16 protein-coding genes and 2 other annotated features are annotated in these 16,956 nt (G+C 43.1%); of the genes, 7 read left to right on the forward strand and 9 right to left on the reverse strand.

Annotated features, from left to right (window positions below; translation table 11 throughout):
* Positions 1-17: 17 nt before the first annotated feature.
* Positions 18-596 carry an aminodeoxychorismate/anthranilate synthase component II gene (locus CO692_RS01330; RefSeq protein ID WP_096741322.1) on the reverse strand — a complete coding sequence of 193 codons (579 nt, stop codon included), beginning with the start codon at positions 594-596 and terminating at the stop codon, positions 18-20.
* A complete protein-coding gene (trpE, locus tag CO692_RS01335) occupies positions 577-1,983 on the reverse strand; it encodes an anthranilate synthase component I (protein ID WP_096741323.1) in 1,407 nt (468 codons plus the stop codon). The genes CO692_RS01330 and trpE overlap by 20 nt, the downstream gene beginning before the upstream one ends.
* Positions 1,984-2,041: 58 nt before the next feature.
* Positions 2,042-2,286, reverse strand: a binding site (T-box leader).
* A 65-nt stretch (positions 2,287-2,351) separates the two neighbouring features.
* Positions 2,352-2,566 (reverse strand) — a binding site (T-box leader).
* A gap of 844 nt (positions 2,567-3,410) precedes the next feature.
* Here trpE and CO692_RS01350 point away from each other — a divergent pair.
* Positions 3,411-4,862 carry a helix-turn-helix domain-containing protein gene (locus CO692_RS01350; protein ID WP_096741324.1) on the forward strand — a complete coding sequence of 484 codons (1,452 nt, stop codon included), beginning with the start codon at positions 3,411-3,413 and terminating at the stop codon, positions 4,860-4,862.
* A 16-nt stretch (positions 4,863-4,878) separates the two neighbouring features.
* Here CO692_RS01350 and CO692_RS01355 read toward each other — a convergent pair whose 3' ends face one another.
* Positions 4,879-7,443: an HAD-IC family P-type ATPase gene (locus tag CO692_RS01355; RefSeq protein ID WP_096741325.1), complete on the reverse strand. Its 2,565-nt coding sequence runs from the start codon at positions 7,441-7,443 to the stop codon at positions 4,879-4,881.
* 268 nt (positions 7,444-7,711) lie between these two features.
* Between CO692_RS01355 and CO692_RS01360 the strand changes: the two genes are divergently transcribed.
* A complete protein-coding gene (locus tag CO692_RS01360; RefSeq protein ID WP_096741326.1) occupies positions 7,712-8,050 on the forward strand; it encodes a RidA family protein in 339 nt (112 codons plus the stop codon).
* 73 nt (positions 8,051-8,123) lie between these two features.
* On the opposite strand, the gene CO692_RS01365 is transcribed toward CO692_RS01360, so the two are convergent.
* Entirely contained in the window at positions 8,124-9,275 is a 1,152-nt protein-coding gene (locus CO692_RS01365; RefSeq protein WP_096741327.1) for a glycerate kinase, read from the reverse strand.
* Between the two features lie 170 nt (positions 9,276-9,445).
* Here CO692_RS01365 and CO692_RS01370 point away from each other — a divergent pair, with 170 nt between their 5' ends.
* The 4 genes from CO692_RS01370 to CO692_RS01385 are packed head-to-tail and all read left to right on the forward strand — an operon-like array spanning position 9,446 to position 12,525.
* Positions 9,446-10,636 carry a helix-turn-helix domain-containing protein gene (locus CO692_RS01370; RefSeq protein ID WP_096741328.1) on the forward strand — a complete coding sequence of 397 codons (1,191 nt, stop codon included), beginning with the start codon at positions 9,446-9,448 and terminating at the stop codon, positions 10,634-10,636.
* A complete protein-coding gene (locus CO692_RS01375) occupies positions 10,629-10,856 on the forward strand; it encodes a PLD nuclease N-terminal domain-containing protein (protein WP_074931695.1) in 228 nt (75 codons plus the stop codon). The genes CO692_RS01370 and CO692_RS01375 overlap by 8 nt, the downstream gene beginning before the upstream one ends.
* Complete coding sequence (locus CO692_RS01380) at positions 10,853-11,764, forward strand: ATP-binding cassette domain-containing protein (protein ID WP_096741329.1); 912 nt, start codon at positions 10,853-10,855, stop codon at positions 11,762-11,764. Before CO692_RS01375 ends, CO692_RS01380 begins: the two co-directional genes overlap by 4 nt.
* Positions 11,761-12,525, forward strand: coding sequence for an ABC transporter permease (locus CO692_RS01385; protein WP_096741330.1), 765 nt, complete (start codon positions 11,761-11,763; stop codon positions 12,523-12,525). The genes CO692_RS01380 and CO692_RS01385 overlap by 4 nt, the downstream gene beginning before the upstream one ends.
* A 46-nt stretch (positions 12,526-12,571) precedes the next feature.
* On the opposite strand, the gene CO692_RS01390 is transcribed toward CO692_RS01385, so the two are convergent.
* From CO692_RS01390 to CO692_RS01405, 4 genes are all read right to left on the reverse strand, one after another.
* Positions 12,572-13,195 carry a YitT family protein gene (locus CO692_RS01390; RefSeq protein ID WP_096741331.1) on the reverse strand — a complete coding sequence of 208 codons (624 nt, stop codon included), beginning with the start codon at positions 13,193-13,195 and terminating at the stop codon, positions 12,572-12,574.
* A 168-nt stretch (positions 13,196-13,363) separates the two neighbouring features.
* Positions 13,364-13,924 carry an NAD(P)H-binding protein gene (locus tag CO692_RS01395; RefSeq protein ID WP_096741332.1) on the reverse strand — a complete coding sequence of 187 codons (561 nt, stop codon included), beginning with the start codon at positions 13,922-13,924 and terminating at the stop codon, positions 13,364-13,366.
* 67 nt (positions 13,925-13,991) lie between these two features.
* Positions 13,992-14,396: a MerR family transcriptional regulator gene (locus CO692_RS01400; RefSeq protein WP_096741333.1), complete on the reverse strand. Its 405-nt coding sequence runs from the start codon at positions 14,394-14,396 to the stop codon at positions 13,992-13,994.
* Between the two features lie 75 nt (positions 14,397-14,471).
* Positions 14,472-15,452, reverse strand: coding sequence for an aldo/keto reductase (locus CO692_RS01405; protein ID WP_074931714.1), 981 nt, complete (start codon positions 15,450-15,452; stop codon positions 14,472-14,474).
* Between the two features lie 208 nt (positions 15,453-15,660).
* On the opposite strand from CO692_RS01405, the gene CO692_RS01410 reads away from it, so the two are divergent.
* Entirely contained in the window at positions 15,661-16,026 is a 366-nt protein-coding gene (locus tag CO692_RS01410; RefSeq protein ID WP_008378569.1) for an HIT family protein, read from the forward strand.
* A gap of 67 nt (positions 16,027-16,093) precedes the next feature.
* Here CO692_RS01410 and CO692_RS01415 read toward each other — a convergent pair whose 3' ends face one another.
* Positions 16,094-16,942 (reverse strand): PRD domain-containing protein, encoded by an 849-nt coding sequence (locus CO692_RS01415; RefSeq protein ID WP_077454460.1) that lies wholly within the window; start codon positions 16,940-16,942, stop codon positions 16,094-16,096.
* Between the last annotated feature and the right edge of the window lie 14 nt (positions 16,943-16,956).

Below are 16,956 nucleotides of genomic sequence, written 5' to 3' on the forward strand. Positions count from 1 at the left end.
TACGATTCCTCCTTTTTTCATCTTGTGTTTTTTGCTGTATTATCTGAGACGAGTCCAAGAAACTGTTCTATGAAAAATGCCCCCTCGTTTGTTCCCATTGATTCTGGATGGAATTGGAGTCCTACGATTGGTTTTTCGCGATGCTGAATCGCCATGATGATCCCTTCTGTTTCAGCCAATACCTCAAACTCCGCTGGGAGTGTCGCTGGCTCAATGACCAGCGAGTGATAGCGCATGACCGTCATATCTCCTAGATAGGTTTCGAACACGCCTTTTTTCTGATACGTAAGGCTCGATTGCTTGCCGTGCATAATGGCTGGTGCTTGGACCACTGTGGCACCAAACGCTTCACCAATGGCTTGATGCCCTAAGCAGATACCTAAAAGCGGCTTGCTATCATGGTATGTTTTGATCAAAGAAATCATGAATCCTGCCTCTTCTGGTCGGCCTGGTCCCGGGGAAAAAATGATGCCATCTGCTTCTTCAGCAACAATAAAAAGCTCTGGATCGTCATTTCGCAAGACGATCGTATCCGCTGGACATTGCTGGACTAAGTTATACGTAAAGGAATCATAATTATCGACGAGTAAAATCATTGGCTGACACCTCCAATAGTGCTTTGGCTTTGTGTAATGTTTCTTGGTATTCAGATGAAGGATCAGAATCATAGACGACACCCGCCCCTGCCTGGACATAAGCGATCTCGTCTTTCAAAACCATTGTCCGAATCCCGATGGCAAAATCCGCTTGATCATTACGAGAAAAATACCCAACGGCTCCCGCATAGACCCCTCTTCGAACAGCTTCCCACTGATAGATGCGTGTCATGGCACGAATCTTTGGTGCCCCGCTGACCGTGCCTGCTGGCAGGGTTGCTTTCAAGGCATCCATTGCCGTCACACCTGCTCTGCGCTTGGCAGCCACTACCGAAACGATGTGCATGACATAGCGGTATTTCTCGATCACCATGTATAAAGGAACATGAACCGTCCCATGTTCAGCGATCCGCCCTAAATCATTGCGTCCAAGATCGATCAGCATCTGGTGCTCCGCACGCTCTTTTTCATCTGCCAACAGTTCATTTGCTAAAGCTTCGTCTTCCGCTTTGGTCGCCCCTCGTTTGCGGGTACCAGCGATGGGATTTGTGGTGATTGCGTCGCCTTGAACGCGAATCAGGCTTTCAGGTGAGCTACCGATTACTTTGAATCCTTGATCGAAATCAAGATAATAGAGGTAAGCGGAAGGATTTGTCACTCGCAGTTTGCGGTAATAGTCAAAGGGCTCTTGTTTAAATGACGCTTTCAGACGTTGCGAAGGAACAACTTGGAACATGTCTCCCGCCGTAATCCGGGCTTTCGCCTCTTGAACGATCGCTTCATAGGCTTGCTGTGTGACATGGCTGGTAAAATGTAGGTTTTCGTTTGACAATACACGGGTCTCAGCGGCGACTGGTGTCCTTAACTGCTGCTTCACTGCTTGCAGTACCTGCTCCATCTCGACGGTTCCTCTTTGGCTGTAGCAATTTTCAAGAATGATCGTTAAAGTTTCCGTCTGATGGTCCAAAACGAGAAAAGTTTCGAAAAGCCAAAAGGCCATATCAGGCACCTGCAATTCATCTGCGGGCAGTTGTCCAATGTCTTCATAGCAAGCGGCGATATCATAGCCCGCATACCCGATAGCCCCACTTTGCAACGGCAGATCCGGTAAAGCGGTGATTTCTTTTTTGACTACATATCGTTCCATTTCTTTTAAAGGGTCCTGGCAGGGATACTTGTTGACCGTTTTTTTCAAAAGATCCTCCACTTGAAAAACACCATCCTTAAAGGTCAGTTTCTGAACGGGATCAAAGGTAAGGATCGAATAGCGTCCGGTATCTTCTTCTCTGGGAATACTTTCCAATAAACATTTATGCGCCCCTTGAATCCGTAAAAACACTGAGACAGGTGTCAAACAATCGCTGTTGATTCGTTCCATTCGATACATAAGCTGCTCCTTTCTTTGTAAACAAAAAGCCCTCAAGCAAACGCCATAAAAACGTCTGCTTGAGGGCGAATGATCGCGGTACCACCTCAATTGAAGTTGCCCAAATAAACAACTTCATCTCTATCAACCGTCTAACAACGGTCTTCCTCTATAACGGGAGTTCCCGCATTTTCCTACTGCCAAAAAAGGGTTCAAAAAATGATCGGCTAAGGCCATTTCCTTGATTTCTTGGTACCGGACTCTCATCATCGCCGACTTTCTGTAGCCAAAAATATTCAAGTACTTCTCTTAGTTTGATTTTGTTGCTATTTTTCTCATTGATCGAGGGGAAAAAAACAAAAAAGCCCTCACGCAAACAAACTTGTCTGCCTGAGGGCGATTACTCACGGTGCCACCTCAATTGGTTCTTTCTAGATCGTCTATCAACGATCGCTCTCTGTAACGGGAGTTCCCGGAAAAAGCCTACTGATTTCAGCCTTTCGACACAAAAGTCCATTTCTGAAGCACCCATCTGCTGATTTACACCACCATCAGCTCTCTGCAAGACGAACATCCTCATACTTCTCTTTTGTATGGTCTTAATGAGTTATTGGTAGTTATATTACGTGGCTTTTGCTGATCTGTCAACAGGAAAAGATCATTTTTTTTGCTTTATTCCTTCTTTGTTAACATGAGCACAACAGAACTTGACGCTTCTGATAAATGGATGAGTCGGCGTTTACTTACGATACATTCTCCCTTCTCATTAAAAAAAACGTCGAAACATCCCCTTCCAAATTTCTACTTTTTGTTTTTTTATTTACGTTATCACCTAAAAAACGGTTTTCTTTTTTCAAAAAATTATTGCATTTTTTTATATTTTCATCACATGGTGAAAATATATTTTTGTTATTTTAAATGAAATCTCATATGATTGAACCAGATGTGAGAAAGGGTGATTAAATGTACATAGATAAATCCTATTTTTCTAACTTTATTTATAAAATGAGTTGTTTGGAATTTACTTACTCACTTATTCAATCCAATGAGAAAAAAATTTCTTTATCCAGGGAAGAACAAGTAGAAATTGAGTGGATCATTGACTCTGCTCTCCATCGAAAACTCTATGCTTCACGCAAAAAAAGTTTGTTTTCTTCTAAGATAAAATTATCGAAAGAAAGTTATTCTTTATATTTACGAATGAAGAAATACGAGCATATGATCGATCTTTAACAGTTGAGACACATGAAAAAATAGCGCTCACTCTTTGCAGACCGTTACTACACCTGATCCCCATTTTTTTGATAAATAACCTCTTCCGATGAATTGTAAATAGCAAAACTTGGCTTTTTCGTATAAAATCAATAAGAACACGAACGAGCTGTTTTACACCAAAGCAGTCAATGGGATGCTTTTGACCTTCAAGAATCGGAAAGGAAGTTTTTGTCATGGATGGGATGATGAAAAAAATCATTACGGAGAAAGATTTGTTGCGCCAAATCTTGCTCTTGGAACAGTTAGCCAATCACAAAATGATCACTGCCAAACATTTGGCAGAACTAATCAATACGACGGAACGAACGGTTTTTTCTGATATAACCTATATTCGTCAACAATTACCTGATGGTTGGCAGATCGAAGCTGCCAGTAGTGGCTTTGCTTTGACCCATGATGGCCCATTGCTGATGAGTCAGCTATGGGAAACATTTTTTCCTCAATCGATCGGAGTTTCTTTAATGAAAGCATTGCTTTTTTCTAGCGAACTCCGTACCCAAGAGATTCTTAGCCAAACAGGGACTTCCTATGAAACCCTGCGGCGGCATATCTCAAAATTAAACAAAAGTCTGACGGATTTTTCTTTGCGGATTCGCGTCACAAATCGAGTGATTCGTTTTGAAGGAAGTGAGATCAATATTCGCGTCTTCTTCCATCGTCTTTTACTGCCTTACACCCATAACAATTACTTTTTTGAGGAATATACGATTCATGAGTCCCACTATTATCATTTCTTGGATCGCTTGGCAAAAGCCAAGCTGCAAATTGATGTGGAACAAATCTTCGGCACCTGCTGGTTTTTTATCAATTCAATCCGTATCAAAGCCAATTGCCGCATTGATTCCTTCGAATTTAATGAAGATGATCCCCTTTATGGCCTTTTCCAACAGCCATTAAGTCAGCTCTATCAAAAAGAAGGTGTTTATTTAGAGCGCAGCGAACACTTCTTTAGCTTCTATTGCTTTTTAGAAAGTTGGAACTACAATAATGAATGGTCCGAAACAATTCAAACAACCCTTGAAACGTATCAAGCCATTTATAAAAAAACAACCTATTTTGTCGAAAAATTAGCCCGCTTGCTGCAGCTACCTCTCGCTAGTGGGACGCAACTGATTGAGAATCTGTTGCTGCTCTTGATCAAAACGCAAGAGTCTGCCAAACTCTCAGAATGGTTTGGGTTAGAATTTCACGAGATCCAGCGCCTGAATCAGCCCTATTCGTTACCGATCGAAGCAACGATCCATGACTTTTTAGAGGAGCAGACAAGCAGACAAAGGGAGACGAGTTTCCCTTTGTGGTCTACCACCACCTTGTTGATTCAACAAGCAATTTTACAAATCAACCCTATCCGAGCAAAGGGATACTTTGTCTTTCAAGGGGAGCCGGCATGGAAAGCTTACCTTTTACAAGAATTGAATGACTTTCTCGGAGCTCGTATCCTTTTATCAGCCATCGAACCAGGTCAACTAGAAGGGCTATCGGCAATCGACGTTGATTTTGTCTTATCAAATTTTCCATTAGATGATGCTCCTGTCCCAGTCTTTTATTTATCGATGGTACCAACCAAAAATGAGCTCAATCAAGTGACTGAGCTCATTCAAACCTATTATTTAAGTTATCACTAGAATTATCAAGCTGCCTTTATTGTTTCACTGGGGCAGCTTTTTGACGTCCTTGCAACTTATTTGTAATAAATTTCTCACCTTCGACGACTGTGAAAAGAAGTGCCCCGTTGGCTGCAATACTCAACTGCTGCATCAGCGTCAAAGAACCGATCCCTAAAAGCTGGTGTCCGATAGGTGTTAGGAAAATCGCTGCCTGCAATACGATCAGTAGTGCTAGGGAGACTAAGAGTGCTTTATTGGCAAAGAGTTGGCGATTCAACGCCGGCTTTACCAGCTCACGACAGTTCAACAAGTAGACCGCTTGGGCGAAGACGATACTTTGCAGTAGCATGCTTTGCTGAAGGACCGTTCCTTCAAACTGAATCGCTAAGACGTAGGAAGGAATCATGATTAACAACGAGACATAGAAGATGCGGAACAGACTGTACCAAGATAAGATACCTTCTTTGATTGGCCGTGGTGGTCGATTCATGACATCCGCACTTGCTTTTTCAAAACCGAGTGCGTATGAAAGCGTGATGGTTGTCACCATATTTACCCATAAAATTTGTACAGGTGTCAGTGGCAGTGGTCGGTTCAACAAGAGTGCCGCAATAACGATCAATCCTTGTGCAACGGCCGTTGGTAAGAAGAAGTTGATGGTTTTCTTCAAATTATCGTAGATCCGACGACCCACGCGGACGGCATTGGCGATCGTATGAAAATTATCGTCTGCCAAAACCATATCGGCTGCTTGCTTGGTTACTTCACTGCCTTTGATTCCCATAGCGATCCCAATGTCGGCTTTTTTCAGCGCTGGTGCATCGTTTACACCATCGCCGGTCATTCCGACAATCTCTTCATTCGCCTGCAAAGCACTGACGATTCGTAATTTATGCTCTGGGGTCGTTCGAGCAAAGATATCTGTCTTTTGGACTGCTTGCTGCAACTCCTCCTCAGACAGCAGATCGATTTCCAGCCCTTCCAACACGTGATTCGTGTGCTTCAAGCCAATTTGCTTGCCGATGGCTTGAGCGGTCTTGCCATGATCTCCTGTGATCATTTTAACTTGGATGCCCGCTTGCAAGCACTCTTTTACTGCTTTGATGGCACTGTCTTTCGGAGGATCAATGATGCCAGCGATCCCAACAAAGGATAAATTGATGAGTGCTTCGTGGGACAAGGACTCCTGTGCCGACAGCGTCAGATGCGCAAAGCCGATCAGCCGCTGCCCTTTCGCTGCTAATTTTGCACTTTCATCTAACCACCATTGCTTTTGATCTGAAGTCAGTTGGCTTTTCTCAAGCAATACTTCGGGCGCACCTTTGACAAAAATTACCGAGGCATTCGGCTCTTCTTGATTTTGATGACGGGTTGCCATGTACTTGTAAGAGGAACTAAAAGGAATCTTATCGACTGTTTTACGCAATGGTTGCTGCGCTGATTCTGCGTATTGCAACAAGGCTTTTTCGGTTGGGTTACCAACGAGATCCGCAGCCTTTTGTTCTTCGTCCTGCTTCAAATCTTGACAATTCGCCATGATATCAAGCACCATTTCTTTATCCACGTTCGACTTAACCAAGACATCGACAACCGTCATTTCATTTTTGGTCAAGGTTCCTGTTTTATCTGAACAAATCACCGTCATGGCACCTAGTGTCTCCACTGATGGCATCGTTTTGATGATTGCTTGCTCCTCAGACATTTCCTTGACACCCATCGATAAAATCATGGTCAGCACGGCTGGCAAGCCCTCAGGAATCATTGCTACAACTAATGCAATACCTGATGAGAACAAGAGATCAAGATCAAAGCCGTAGCGGAAGGTAGTAAAGAAGATCAAGAAAATCACTAATCCGATAATGCCTTTAAAGATTTGGTGATTTAATTGCTTCATTTTTTTGATCAAGGGGGTTTCTTGCGCTTTCACAGACTGAATTGCTTGATTGATCTCGCCGATTTGCGTATCGTCGCCTGTTTCAACGACGATCCCGCTGGCGGTTCCGCTCTCTACATGGGTACCAGAAAACGCCATGTTCCGCTGGTCGCCAATCGTACTTTCTTGAGTAATGGGTTCGGTCATTTTTTGAACTGGCTCAGATTCGCCGGTTAAAATCGACTCCTCAATCACCAGATCATGGGTTTCGATCAAGCGCATATCTGCTGGTACGACATCTCCTGGTCCTAAAACGACTAAATCTCCATTTACTAAGGAAGAAACAGCAATTTTCTTCTTGCGGCCATGAACATAAATCGTTGCTTCTTGCCCCATGAATTGCTTCAACCCATCCAGTGACTCTTGGGCTTTACGCTCTTGCCAGTAGCCGACTAATCCATTAATGACGACGACCGCCATAATAATGCCGCTTTCGATATAATCACCAGAAACCCCTTTTAAGACGGCTGCGACGATCAAGACCAACATCAGTAAGTCTGTAAAATGCTTGCCGACTTTCTTCCATGTAGGGATCTGCGCTGCCTCAGTAATTTTATTTTCACCTTGCTTTGCTAAACGCTGGTTGCGTTCTTCGGAGGAAAGGCCCTGCCGTGTTGTTTGCAACGTGTGTAATAGTTCTTCTGTTGTGTTTTTGTACCAATTCATATTTTTTTCCTCCTTGTTTATTTATTTGATCTGAACATAGTATAAAACATTAAAACCATAAAATTCTGGCGATAATTTCAGCGGAGCCTGAAAAAAATGAGTGCTTTTATTAAAGGGGAAGAGCGGCTTGGTCGCGTGGCTTCACACAACCAACTGAAAACCTCCGTTGATTGTTTTTGCAGGTGAAATCAAGTAAACTAGGACCCACCCAATCAATTTCTATCTGTCCCATCATCCAAAGGCAAGATAGACGAAAGGAGCCAAATAAATGGCAATCTATACCGATACAAAAATCGCTCAAGGACCATTTCTTTTCATTTCTGGTCAAACGCCGTCGCAAGACGGAGCCACACCTGAGGACCCACAAGAACAAGCAGCCATCGTTTTGAAGAAAATCGAAGAGCATTTATTAGCCAATCAACTGTCTTGGTCATCAGTGGTCAAAATGACCGTCTTTTTAACAGATGCCGCTTACTTATCTGCTATCCGTATGGCGTTTACAGCTATTTTGGCAGAAAACAAACCAGCTATGAGTCTCGTCATCGTCGCCGGATTGGTTGCACCTGAATTTAAAGTAGAGATTGAAGCACAAGCTACCATGGCTTAAGCATAGAGAAAAACACCAAAAAAACTTCGTACCGGCTGCAGCCTTTTGTACGAAGTTTTTTGGTGCTATCTTCTTATTCAGTCCCTTCTGAAACATCTGATTCGATCTTTTTTTGCCACTGCTCCACAAAACCAGCGATCGCTTGAGCAGTCTGTTGTGCATTCGTTAAGGTTCGTTTTTTCTCCATCGCTTCTGTCAATGAAACCGGACCTTGCTGGATACAAAAAACGGCAGATAAGAGTTGCGGCAGTTTTCCTGGATCGTCGCTTCGAGAGCCGCAGATGGCAACGACTGGGACCTGATGTTTGTGGGCGAGCAACGCGACGCCATAGGGCACTTTTCCCCCAGCGGTTTGCCCATCGATGCGTCCTTCACCGGTGATCAACAAATCTGCGCCTTTGATTTTTTCCTCAAATCCAATCAATGAAGCGATCGTCGCAAATCCTGGAACCAATTGACCACCTGCCAAACGAACAGCACCACCAAGCCCCCCTGCCGCACCAGCACCAGGGACTTCCAGATCGGTCCCCGTGGTTTGCTTGATGTGTTCAGCCAAACGCTTTGCTTGCTGATCCAACTGCTGGATCGTTTCTTTGGATGCCCCTTTTTGCGGACCAAAAACCGGCGCAAATCCTTGTTCACCTGAATAAGGATTTGTTACATCAGCTAAGGCAAACAATTCAATTTGCTTAAGTAGAGGATTCAACTCGCTGAGTTTTAATGCATCTGTTTGCAACAATGGATTTTTTTCCATTTGCCCATTTGTTGTGATTTTTGCTCCTAACGCAAGTAAAAAGCCTACGCCCCCATCAGAAGTGCCGCTACCGCCAAGGGTCAGGTAAATTTTTTTCACTCCTTGCTTGCAAGCTGCTAAGACCATTTGGCCTAACCCAAAAGAAGAGCTATTGCGGGTGGTCTCGTCACTAGGTTCCACGAGTTGCAACCCAATCACTTCTGCAGATTCAATCAGGGCTATTTTTTCTTCCTTGATTTTTGTGATCAACATACGAGATTGCAACTTACCGCCCAATGGCGCGGTCACTGAAACCGTTTCGTAATTTCCTCCCAGCGCAGCAATGACTGCTGCCATTGATCCTTCTCCCCCGTCAGCGATGGGAATACTGCGTTTTTCCCACTGGTCTGAGAACCCGCTTAAGACCGCTTGATTTAATTCTGCGGAAGTGGCACTTCCTTTGAAGGAATCGATTGCTGCTACAACTTTCATTTTTCTACCTCTCATTTACGATCATCTCTTTCCCAAAGATTGGAATACTTTGTCTTATAATCAACTTTTAGTTAATTAAATCAACCAAAAATTAACTAGCAATCCATTGTAAGTCATCCCTTCTCCTCTTATGATAGAAGTATACCAAACAAACCTATCGGAGGTGCACCATGGTCTTACCAATTGGCGAGGAAATCGCTCGGAGAAGAAAACAACGAGGTATTACCCAGCAAGAATTAGCAGTGTTTATGAATGTGTCCAAAGCATCCGTTTCGAAATGGGAAACGGGACAGTCTTATCCAGATATCACCTCGCTGCCCTTATTAGCAGCGTATTTTGATTGCAGCGTCGATGAATTATTGATTTTGGACTCGCAGCTATCCCCTAAAGAGATTCAACGGATTTACCAACTATTAAAAGACGCCTTCCAAACAAAAACATCGACGGAAGTTCTCGCTCTTGCTCAAAGTTTTACCAAACGGTATTACTCTTGTTATCCGTTCTTATTACAAATGGGGTCCTTTTACTTAAATCATTGGGATCTACTGCCAGATGTCCCTGTAGAAAGCATCCCAGAAGGACAAACTTACGAAAACGCTCTAATGGAAGCGAAGAAAAACACCTATTTGAAGGAAGCAGAAACCCTGTACCAACGGATCATGGACCAAGGAGACAGTGAGCTCGCCCAACAAGCGAAACAGATCGATGCTTATTGTCTGCTGATGAGAAACAAGCCAGAAGAAGTCTTGGCGATCCTTGGCACGAAAACTCTCTCTTTTTTACCTAGCGAACCGTTGATTGCCGCCGCATTCCAGCAAAACAATCAGTTGCAACAAGCTGAGATCGTTACTCAAAGTGCGATTTATCAATACTTGATTATTTTTATGAGCTTACTGACGAATTATTTAGCAATGCTCACACAAGACGAGGAGCAACTGGAAAAAACCTATGCACGTGGACTGGCACTCAGCGAGAGCTTCCATCTGGCCGAACTGCATCCTATTTCTGTGCTGAACTTTTTAGCCGCTGGAATGGTTTCTTTTGCCGCTTTAGGAAAAGAGGACTTACTAGCAGATGCATTAGAAAAGTACGTCAAAACGATAGCAACAACACCTGAAGAAATCGTTTTGAAAGGAGATGATTATTTCAACAGCATCGATGAGTGGATTAGTGAATTGGAATTAGGCAGTCAGATCCCGCGTAACTCAGGTAGTGTCAAAAAACAATTTATTGAATTAGCACAGCTGACACCCTTGTTTGAACCGTATCAAGAAAAACCCCCATTTAAAGAACTATTTCAGCGCTTGAGCAAACTAGCTGAGCAAGCATCTAATTCCCAAAGGAGTGATTCCCATGGATAGTGTTCAACTAAATATTCCAAACAATATGGCTGATTATTTGCCCATACTGATTCCCCTAATTATCTTACAACTGGTCTTAATCGTCCTGTCAGTTCGGGATATTTTAAAGCAGGAACAGTTTAAATTTGGCTCTCGCACGTTATGGCTTTTAATATCATGTTGTATTAGCCTGATTGGTCCTATCCTTTATTTTGCTTTCGGAAAAGAGGACCAACAATGAAGATGATCGAGATCAATCATTTATCCAAGCGTTTTGGGCACAAACAAGTGCTACAAGACCTAACCTTTTCGGTTCCAAAGGGCAGCGTTGTGGGTTTTGTAGGGGAAAACGGTGCCGGCAAAACAACGACCATGAAGGCGATTTTAGGATTACTCCCCATTGATGAAGGAGAAATCACCGTTTGTGGCGAACCGGTGCAATTTGGCTCAGCAAAGACCAATCGCTGGATCGGCTATCTGCCAGACGTGCCGCAATTTTACTCTTTTATGACAGCTGCAGAATATTTGACTTTCTGCGGAAAAATCCAGCCCAATCAAGAACCTTTTCAACCTCAGCGGGTAACAGAAGTCTTAGAATTGGTAGGTCTAGAAGCTTCGAAACAAAAAATCGCTGGCTTTTCTCGTGGTATGAAACAACGTCTCGGGTTAGCCCAAGCTCTGATCAATCGCCCCGCCATCTTGATCTGCGATGAACCAACATCCGCACTAGACCCTTTAGGTCGCAAAGCGTTTCTTGATGTATTGGCAAAAATCAAAGAAGAAACAACGGTTCTTTTTTCATCCCATATTCTTGCAGATGTCGAGCAGCTGTCAGATTACATTGCGATTTTGCACAAAGGCCAGATCCGGGCATTTGAAACGATGGATTCCTTAAAAAACCGTTATCGAAAAACCGCCTTTGGGATTGTCTTTGCCGACGAAGGTGAGCATGTGAAATTTGCCAATGTGTTAGCATTCCACGGCATTGCGGCAGAAAGAAAGAACAATCAATTACTGATCGACGAAACTGCTGACACGAATGTTGGAAAGCAGTTGCTGCGATTGCTCAATGAACAACAGATAGTACCTGAATCCTTTCAACGAATCGAACCAACGTTAGAGGCGATTTATTTGGAGGTGATCAAATGAAGACGTTTCTTGTTTTCTTAAAGAAAGAATTTCTCGGCGGCCTTCGCAGTAAGAAATTGTTGATTTGCTTGATCCTGTTTGCCCTGATTGGCATGCTTTCTCCCTTTACAGCGAAAATCATGCCCGATCTGATGGCCAGTATGGTGCCAGAATCAATTCAGATCACGATTGCTGATCCGACTTCGATCGATGCATGGCTTCAGTTTTACAGCAACATCGGCACGATCGGGTTACTAGTGTTTGTGATTCTTTTTACCGATACGATCTCCGCCGAAATCAGTCATGGCACCTTTATTCAACTGATCACGAAAGGCTTACCGAAAACCACGATCGTCTTAGCCAAAGCTTGCTATTTATCGATCCTTTGGTCTTTGAGTTTCCTCCTAAGTGCCAGTGTCAGTGCTTTTTATACGATGATTTATTTCCATGATGACAGAGCTGTTCAAGTCCCTAGCGCTTTGGTCAGCTATTGGCTCTTCGGTTTATTAGCAATCAGCATCCTGCTGCTAGGTTCTAGCTTTGCTAAAAGTATCTATCAAGGACTGTTGTTTCTTGGTGTCTGTTATCTGATGGGTATGTTAGGCAATCTGTGGAGTCAATTAACAAATTGGAACCCTTACTCTCTTTCCAGCCAATTTCCTAACTACTTAACCGACCAAATCAAGTTAGGGGAACTGCTGCCAGCACTGTTGTTAACTTGCTTTTTGATCATCGCTTGTTTGACTGGTGCCGTAGCTGTTCTAAGAAAAAGAAAATATTAAAAAACATCGGTGCAGATTTTTGCACCGATGTTTTGTTACTGCTATTTCACTCTACTTTTCCTGTCTCTTGGACTTCAACAGATTTTTTAGCCTGCATTCTTTGCTCGAGCCGCATGAAGAGCCGCATGAAGAAGGCAATCAAGTAAATTGAAAAGGCAGAAATAAGCGCTTCTTGCCAAGAAAAGATCAAAAGGTTCAGCAAGATGATGATCAAATTAGTTAAGAAAACCCCACTAGATCTGCGAATGCCATAGTATTTTTCCAAAATCAGCGGTGGGATCGTTACGCCACCGTTAGAAGCACCAATTTTATAGAGCGAAAAGATGCCGAAGCTAAAGAAGAAACTACCTAAAATCAATGAGATGGAATAAAAGCGCAGTACCATGATTTCGGGTAAAAGCGCCAGTAGAACGGGAAATGCCAAGCTACCGATAACCGTGTTGACAAAGACCTCTCGTTTCAAAAGTAAAAACGCAAGGGCCAACATCAATAAATTGATGCCCCAGACAATGATGTGCCGATTAATGGACCATCCAGTTTCAATAAGATAACCAATCGAACCAACGCCGGCAGAAGCAATGCTATGAGGTAACAGAAAAAAATTTAAAGCAATGCAAATCCACAGCACCCCAAGCAATAAAGCAAGATTTTTTTTGATTAATGAGTCCATCAACGTTCTCCTTTCAATCTGGCACCTATTTTTATGTAGAAAAGCTTCTGTTTATTCTATCAAAAAAACACTAAAAGAAAGAACCAATTTTTTCATGAAAACATGAAAAAATTGATTCTGACCTTCTAGAAAGTATTCTGCTATTTTTTCATTCCTTTAAGATTGCTGTTAAGCTGCACAGCAATCACAAGCGGAAAGGATTTCTTCTACAACAGATTCCCGCCATGCTCTTCTATTCGCCATACGTTTCTTCTCTGACGGCAAATGGACAAAGGAAACAATCAATTCTGATCCCGCAATCAAATGATAGGACATCAACCGATTTTTTTGCTGCAAAAGCAGCTGATGCGTTTTTGGGGAAAGGGAAAGATCAGATGAGGATGCCAATTGCTTTAATGCCTCTGGCTGACACAGGTTTCTTTCTGGTGCAATACTGATCAACTTTTTGACGCCTGCTAATTTCATTGCTTCGATCACCCGTAGCGTTGCCCGCGGATCGTGAATATCCGTCAGACAAACATACTGACATCCTTGAAAAGCACGAACCAGTCGACCCAAGTCCAGAAAGTCACCATCTATGATGGTCTCACGTTCTGGATCTGCTGATTGCAAACGCTCCTTCGCACGACGAGCATAAAGTACCAGGGATAAATTGGTTCTTTCTAAAATTTTTTTACGTGTCAGCTGCCCAATCGTCCCAGCAGCACCTAAAATCGCAAGTTGTTTCATAAGCTTCCTTTCTTTTCGATTGTATTATGCAGATTGCTTCTGGTTTCCATTCCAACAAATCCAGTCATTAAGACTTAGTGACTAAATTGGCTTTTCGTTGACGCAATCGTTCTTCTGTCGGTAAAACATGCTCATCATAATGTTCAAGTTTGTATTCTAAGCGCTCGACAGCTTCCGTCATATCAGAGATTTTCTCCCTCAGTACCGCTATTTGGTCTGCTAGGAGCTGCTTTCGTTCAGGAACCGTCTCTCGTCCTTCTTCAAATAAAGCCAGGTAATGACTTAGACCCTCAATCGATAATCCAGCATTGCGCATTTGCCTTGCAAACGTGATCCACTTTAAGTCGTCATCATCAAATTCACGAACACCGTTTTTATTGCGTTTGACCGGCGGAATCAGCCCAATTTTTTCATAGTAACGGATGGTATCAGCCGAGACACCGCTCAGTTCACTGACTTTTTTGATATTCATGGCTTCACTTCCTTGTTTTGCATTTTTTCCTAGATCGTTTTGTATGCTACGAGCCAGAAGCCCTTTTGTTACTCGTTATACCGCCCCTACCACTGCATGAGGCAAGTAAGGTTCTTCCAAATACGCAATCTCTTCGGCTGTCAGCTTCAAGTCAAGGGCTGGTAATGCATCCAATAAGTGGCTTTCTTTTGTTGCGCCGATAATTGGTGCGACCACTTGTTCTTTTTGTAATAACCAAGCCAAGGCGATTTGCGCCCGCTTGCTTTGGTGTTTGTCAGCAATTTGTGCGACTCGTGCCACGATCTCCCGGTCTTGTTCCATCGTTTTGTCGTACTTTTGATTGGCGGTTTTATCCGTTAAGTACCGCTTGGTCTCTGCACCCCAATCTCTTGTTAAACGTCCGGCTGCCAGTGGGCTATATGGCGTCACGGCAATTTTTTGATCGGCACACAAGGGCATCATTTCTCGCTCTTCTTCTCGATAAAGCAAGTTCAAGTGATTTTGCATCGAAACAAATTTGGTCCAGCCATTTTTTTCAGCGACTGCTTGCGCTTTGGCAAATTGCCAAGCGTACATCGCAGATGCACCAATATAGCGTACTTTTCCAGAAACCACCAAATCATGTAGTGCCTTCATGGTTTCTTCAATTGGCGTGTGGTAATCCCAACGATGGATGATATACAAATCAATGTAGTCCATTTGCAGGCGTTTTAAGCTTTGCTCGACTTGATAAAAAATCGCTTTTCGGGATAAGCCTCCACTGTTAGGTCGCTGCTTCATTTTAGAATATAGTTTTGTGGCAACCACGATCTCATCCCGGGGCGCAAAATCATTCAATGCTCGACCGACGATTTCTTCGCTCGCTCCATAAGAATAGACATTTGCCGTATCAAAAAAGTTGATGCCTAGATCCAAGGCTTTTTTGATGACTTCACGACTATCGTCTTCTTCTAAGACCCACTCATGAAACCCACTGTTGGGATCGCCAAATCCCATTGTCCCTAAACACAAAGGTGACACATCAAGTCCTGTATTGCCAAATTTTACATAGTCCATTTGTACGTCCTCCTGTTTTTTAAGTTACACTAAGCATACAGGTTGAAGTGCACTCTAAGTCAAGCGAATCTATAAACTTTTTTTATTTTACTGTCAATTGACTCAAAAGGACATGCTTTTTGTCGTGCGTTTCATTTCAAATCAGCTTTTGGTACACTAAAGATAAGTATTGATACGCTATCTAGCCGAGAAAAAGGAGTGAAAGATTTTGACTTGTATTTTTTGTACTGCCTCAAAACATGCGATCATTGAAAACGAACGCTTTTATGCGATCTTTGATAAGTTTCCCGTCACCCCTGGACACCTGCTATTGATACCCAAAGAACATCGAAGGGATTATTTTGCCCTCACCCAAGAGGAATTACAAGACTTGCAGGCTTTGTTGCAGGAAGGCAAAGCCTATTTGTTGGAAACCTATCGACCAGACGGCTTCAACATCGGCTTCAATTGCGGGGAGGCTGCCGGACAAACGGTCTTTCATTGCCATTGTCATTTGATCCCACGCTACCAAGGCGACGTGGAGGAACCAAAAGGCGGCGTTCGAGGCGTGATTCCTGACAAGCAAGCCTACTAAATACAAACAAGCCGTTTCTTCCAGCAAAGGGAAACGGCTTGTTTGTATTTGTTAAAAATGAGGACGCTTAGGAATTGATCGCTGAATGGTTCATCAACCGATTGATATGAACGCCTAGATAGACGATTTCATTGACAGGGATCTTCGTTTGATATTCTTTGTCGATATAGGCTTTGACTTTTGTCGCGATCTCCATAGCATTTGGATAAAGAGCCCACATTTGACGGTATAGTCCTTCATCTTCTTCTTGCAGCAGACCATCCAAAAAGAACCGGTCAACGAAGAAACGCACGTGGGTAATAAAGCGATTGTAATGGATCGAATTGGTGTTGACGTCTTGCTGGATCGAGTAGCGCACCATATTGACGATCAACCCGATCAATTTGGCTTTTTTCAGCCCATCTTGATTTTCCTCGGTGTTCGACTGGGCATTGATCAAATGAAACGCGATATTGGAGGCTTCTTCTTCTGGTAGATCAATTTGATACTGCTCTTTCAACAAGCGTAGTGCCTGTTCGGCGGCTCGAAATTCCTCCGTATAGTAATTCTTGATTTCCCAATAGAGCCGATTCGTCACACTCAAGCCTTTTTGCTGACGTTCCACAGCAAAGTGCAAGTGATCCGATAAGGTGAGGTAAATCGTTGAATTTAGCGGATAAGGCAGCATTTTTTGCGCTAGCTGAACGATTTCTTTGGTCATTTCAAAATAGTACAACGGAATCTCATCCACCAAATCGGCAAACTGACCCGATTTTTTTTCATCGATCGGCAGAAAAACTTGATCGATCTGAGTATCAGCTATGCTGTCGCCGACTTTTTTTCCATAGCCGATCCCTTTCCCAAGTGCAATCATTTCTTGGCCTTCCTTATCAACAAGTACGACACTTGAATTTAAGACTTTCTTGATGTAAATCATGCACTCTCGCTCCT

It is taken from the genome of Enterococcus sp. FDAARGOS_375, from assembly GCF_002393265.1.
Taxonomy (GTDB): Bacteria; Bacillota; Bacilli; order Lactobacillales; family Enterococcaceae; genus Enterococcus_D; species Enterococcus_D innesii.

Bases quoted from the DNA above. Each gene is read 5' to 3' on its own strand.
- CO692_RS01330 (WP_096741322.1), bottom strand. From the start codon at position 596: ATGATTTTACTCGTCGATAATTATGATTCCTTTACGTATAACTTAGTC.
- trpE (WP_096741323.1), bottom strand. From the start codon at position 1,983: ATGTATCGAATGGAACGAATCAACAGCGATTGTTTGACACCTGTCTCA.
- CO692_RS01350 (WP_096741324.1), top strand. From the start codon at position 3,411: ATGGATGGGATGATGAAAAAAATCATTACGGAGAAAGATTTGTTGCGC.
- CO692_RS01355 (WP_096741325.1), bottom strand. From the start codon at position 7,443: ATGAATTGGTACAAAAACACAACAGAAGAACTATTACACACGTTGCAA.
- CO692_RS01360 (WP_096741326.1), top strand. From the start codon at position 7,712: ATGGCAATCTATACCGATACAAAAATCGCTCAAGGACCATTTCTTTTC.
- CO692_RS01365 (WP_096741327.1), bottom strand. From the start codon at position 9,275: ATGAAAGTTGTAGCAGCAATCGATTCCTTCAAAGGAAGTGCCACTTCC.
- CO692_RS01370 (WP_096741328.1), top strand. From the start codon at position 9,446: ATGGTCTTACCAATTGGCGAGGAAATCGCTCGGAGAAGAAAACAACGA.
- CO692_RS01375 (WP_074931695.1), top strand. From the start codon at position 10,629: ATGGATAGTGTTCAACTAAATATTCCAAACAATATGGCTGATTATTTG.
- CO692_RS01380 (WP_096741329.1), top strand. From the start codon at position 10,853: ATGAAGATGATCGAGATCAATCATTTATCCAAGCGTTTTGGGCACAAA.
- CO692_RS01385 (WP_096741330.1), top strand. From the start codon at position 11,761: ATGAAGACGTTTCTTGTTTTCTTAAAGAAAGAATTTCTCGGCGGCCTT.
- CO692_RS01390 (WP_096741331.1), bottom strand. From the start codon at position 13,195: ATGGACTCATTAATCAAAAAAAATCTTGCTTTATTGCTTGGGGTGCTG.
- CO692_RS01395 (WP_096741332.1), bottom strand. From the start codon at position 13,924: ATGAAACAACTTGCGATTTTAGGTGCTGCTGGGACGATTGGGCAGCTG.
- CO692_RS01400 (WP_096741333.1), bottom strand. From the start codon at position 14,396: ATGAATATCAAAAAAGTCAGTGAACTGAGCGGTGTCTCGGCTGATACC.
- CO692_RS01405 (WP_074931714.1), bottom strand. From the start codon at position 15,452: ATGGACTATGTAAAATTTGGCAATACAGGACTTGATGTGTCACCTTTG.
- CO692_RS01415 (WP_077454460.1), bottom strand. From the start codon at position 16,942: ATGATTTACATCAAGAAAGTCTTAAATTCAAGTGTCGTACTTGTTGAT.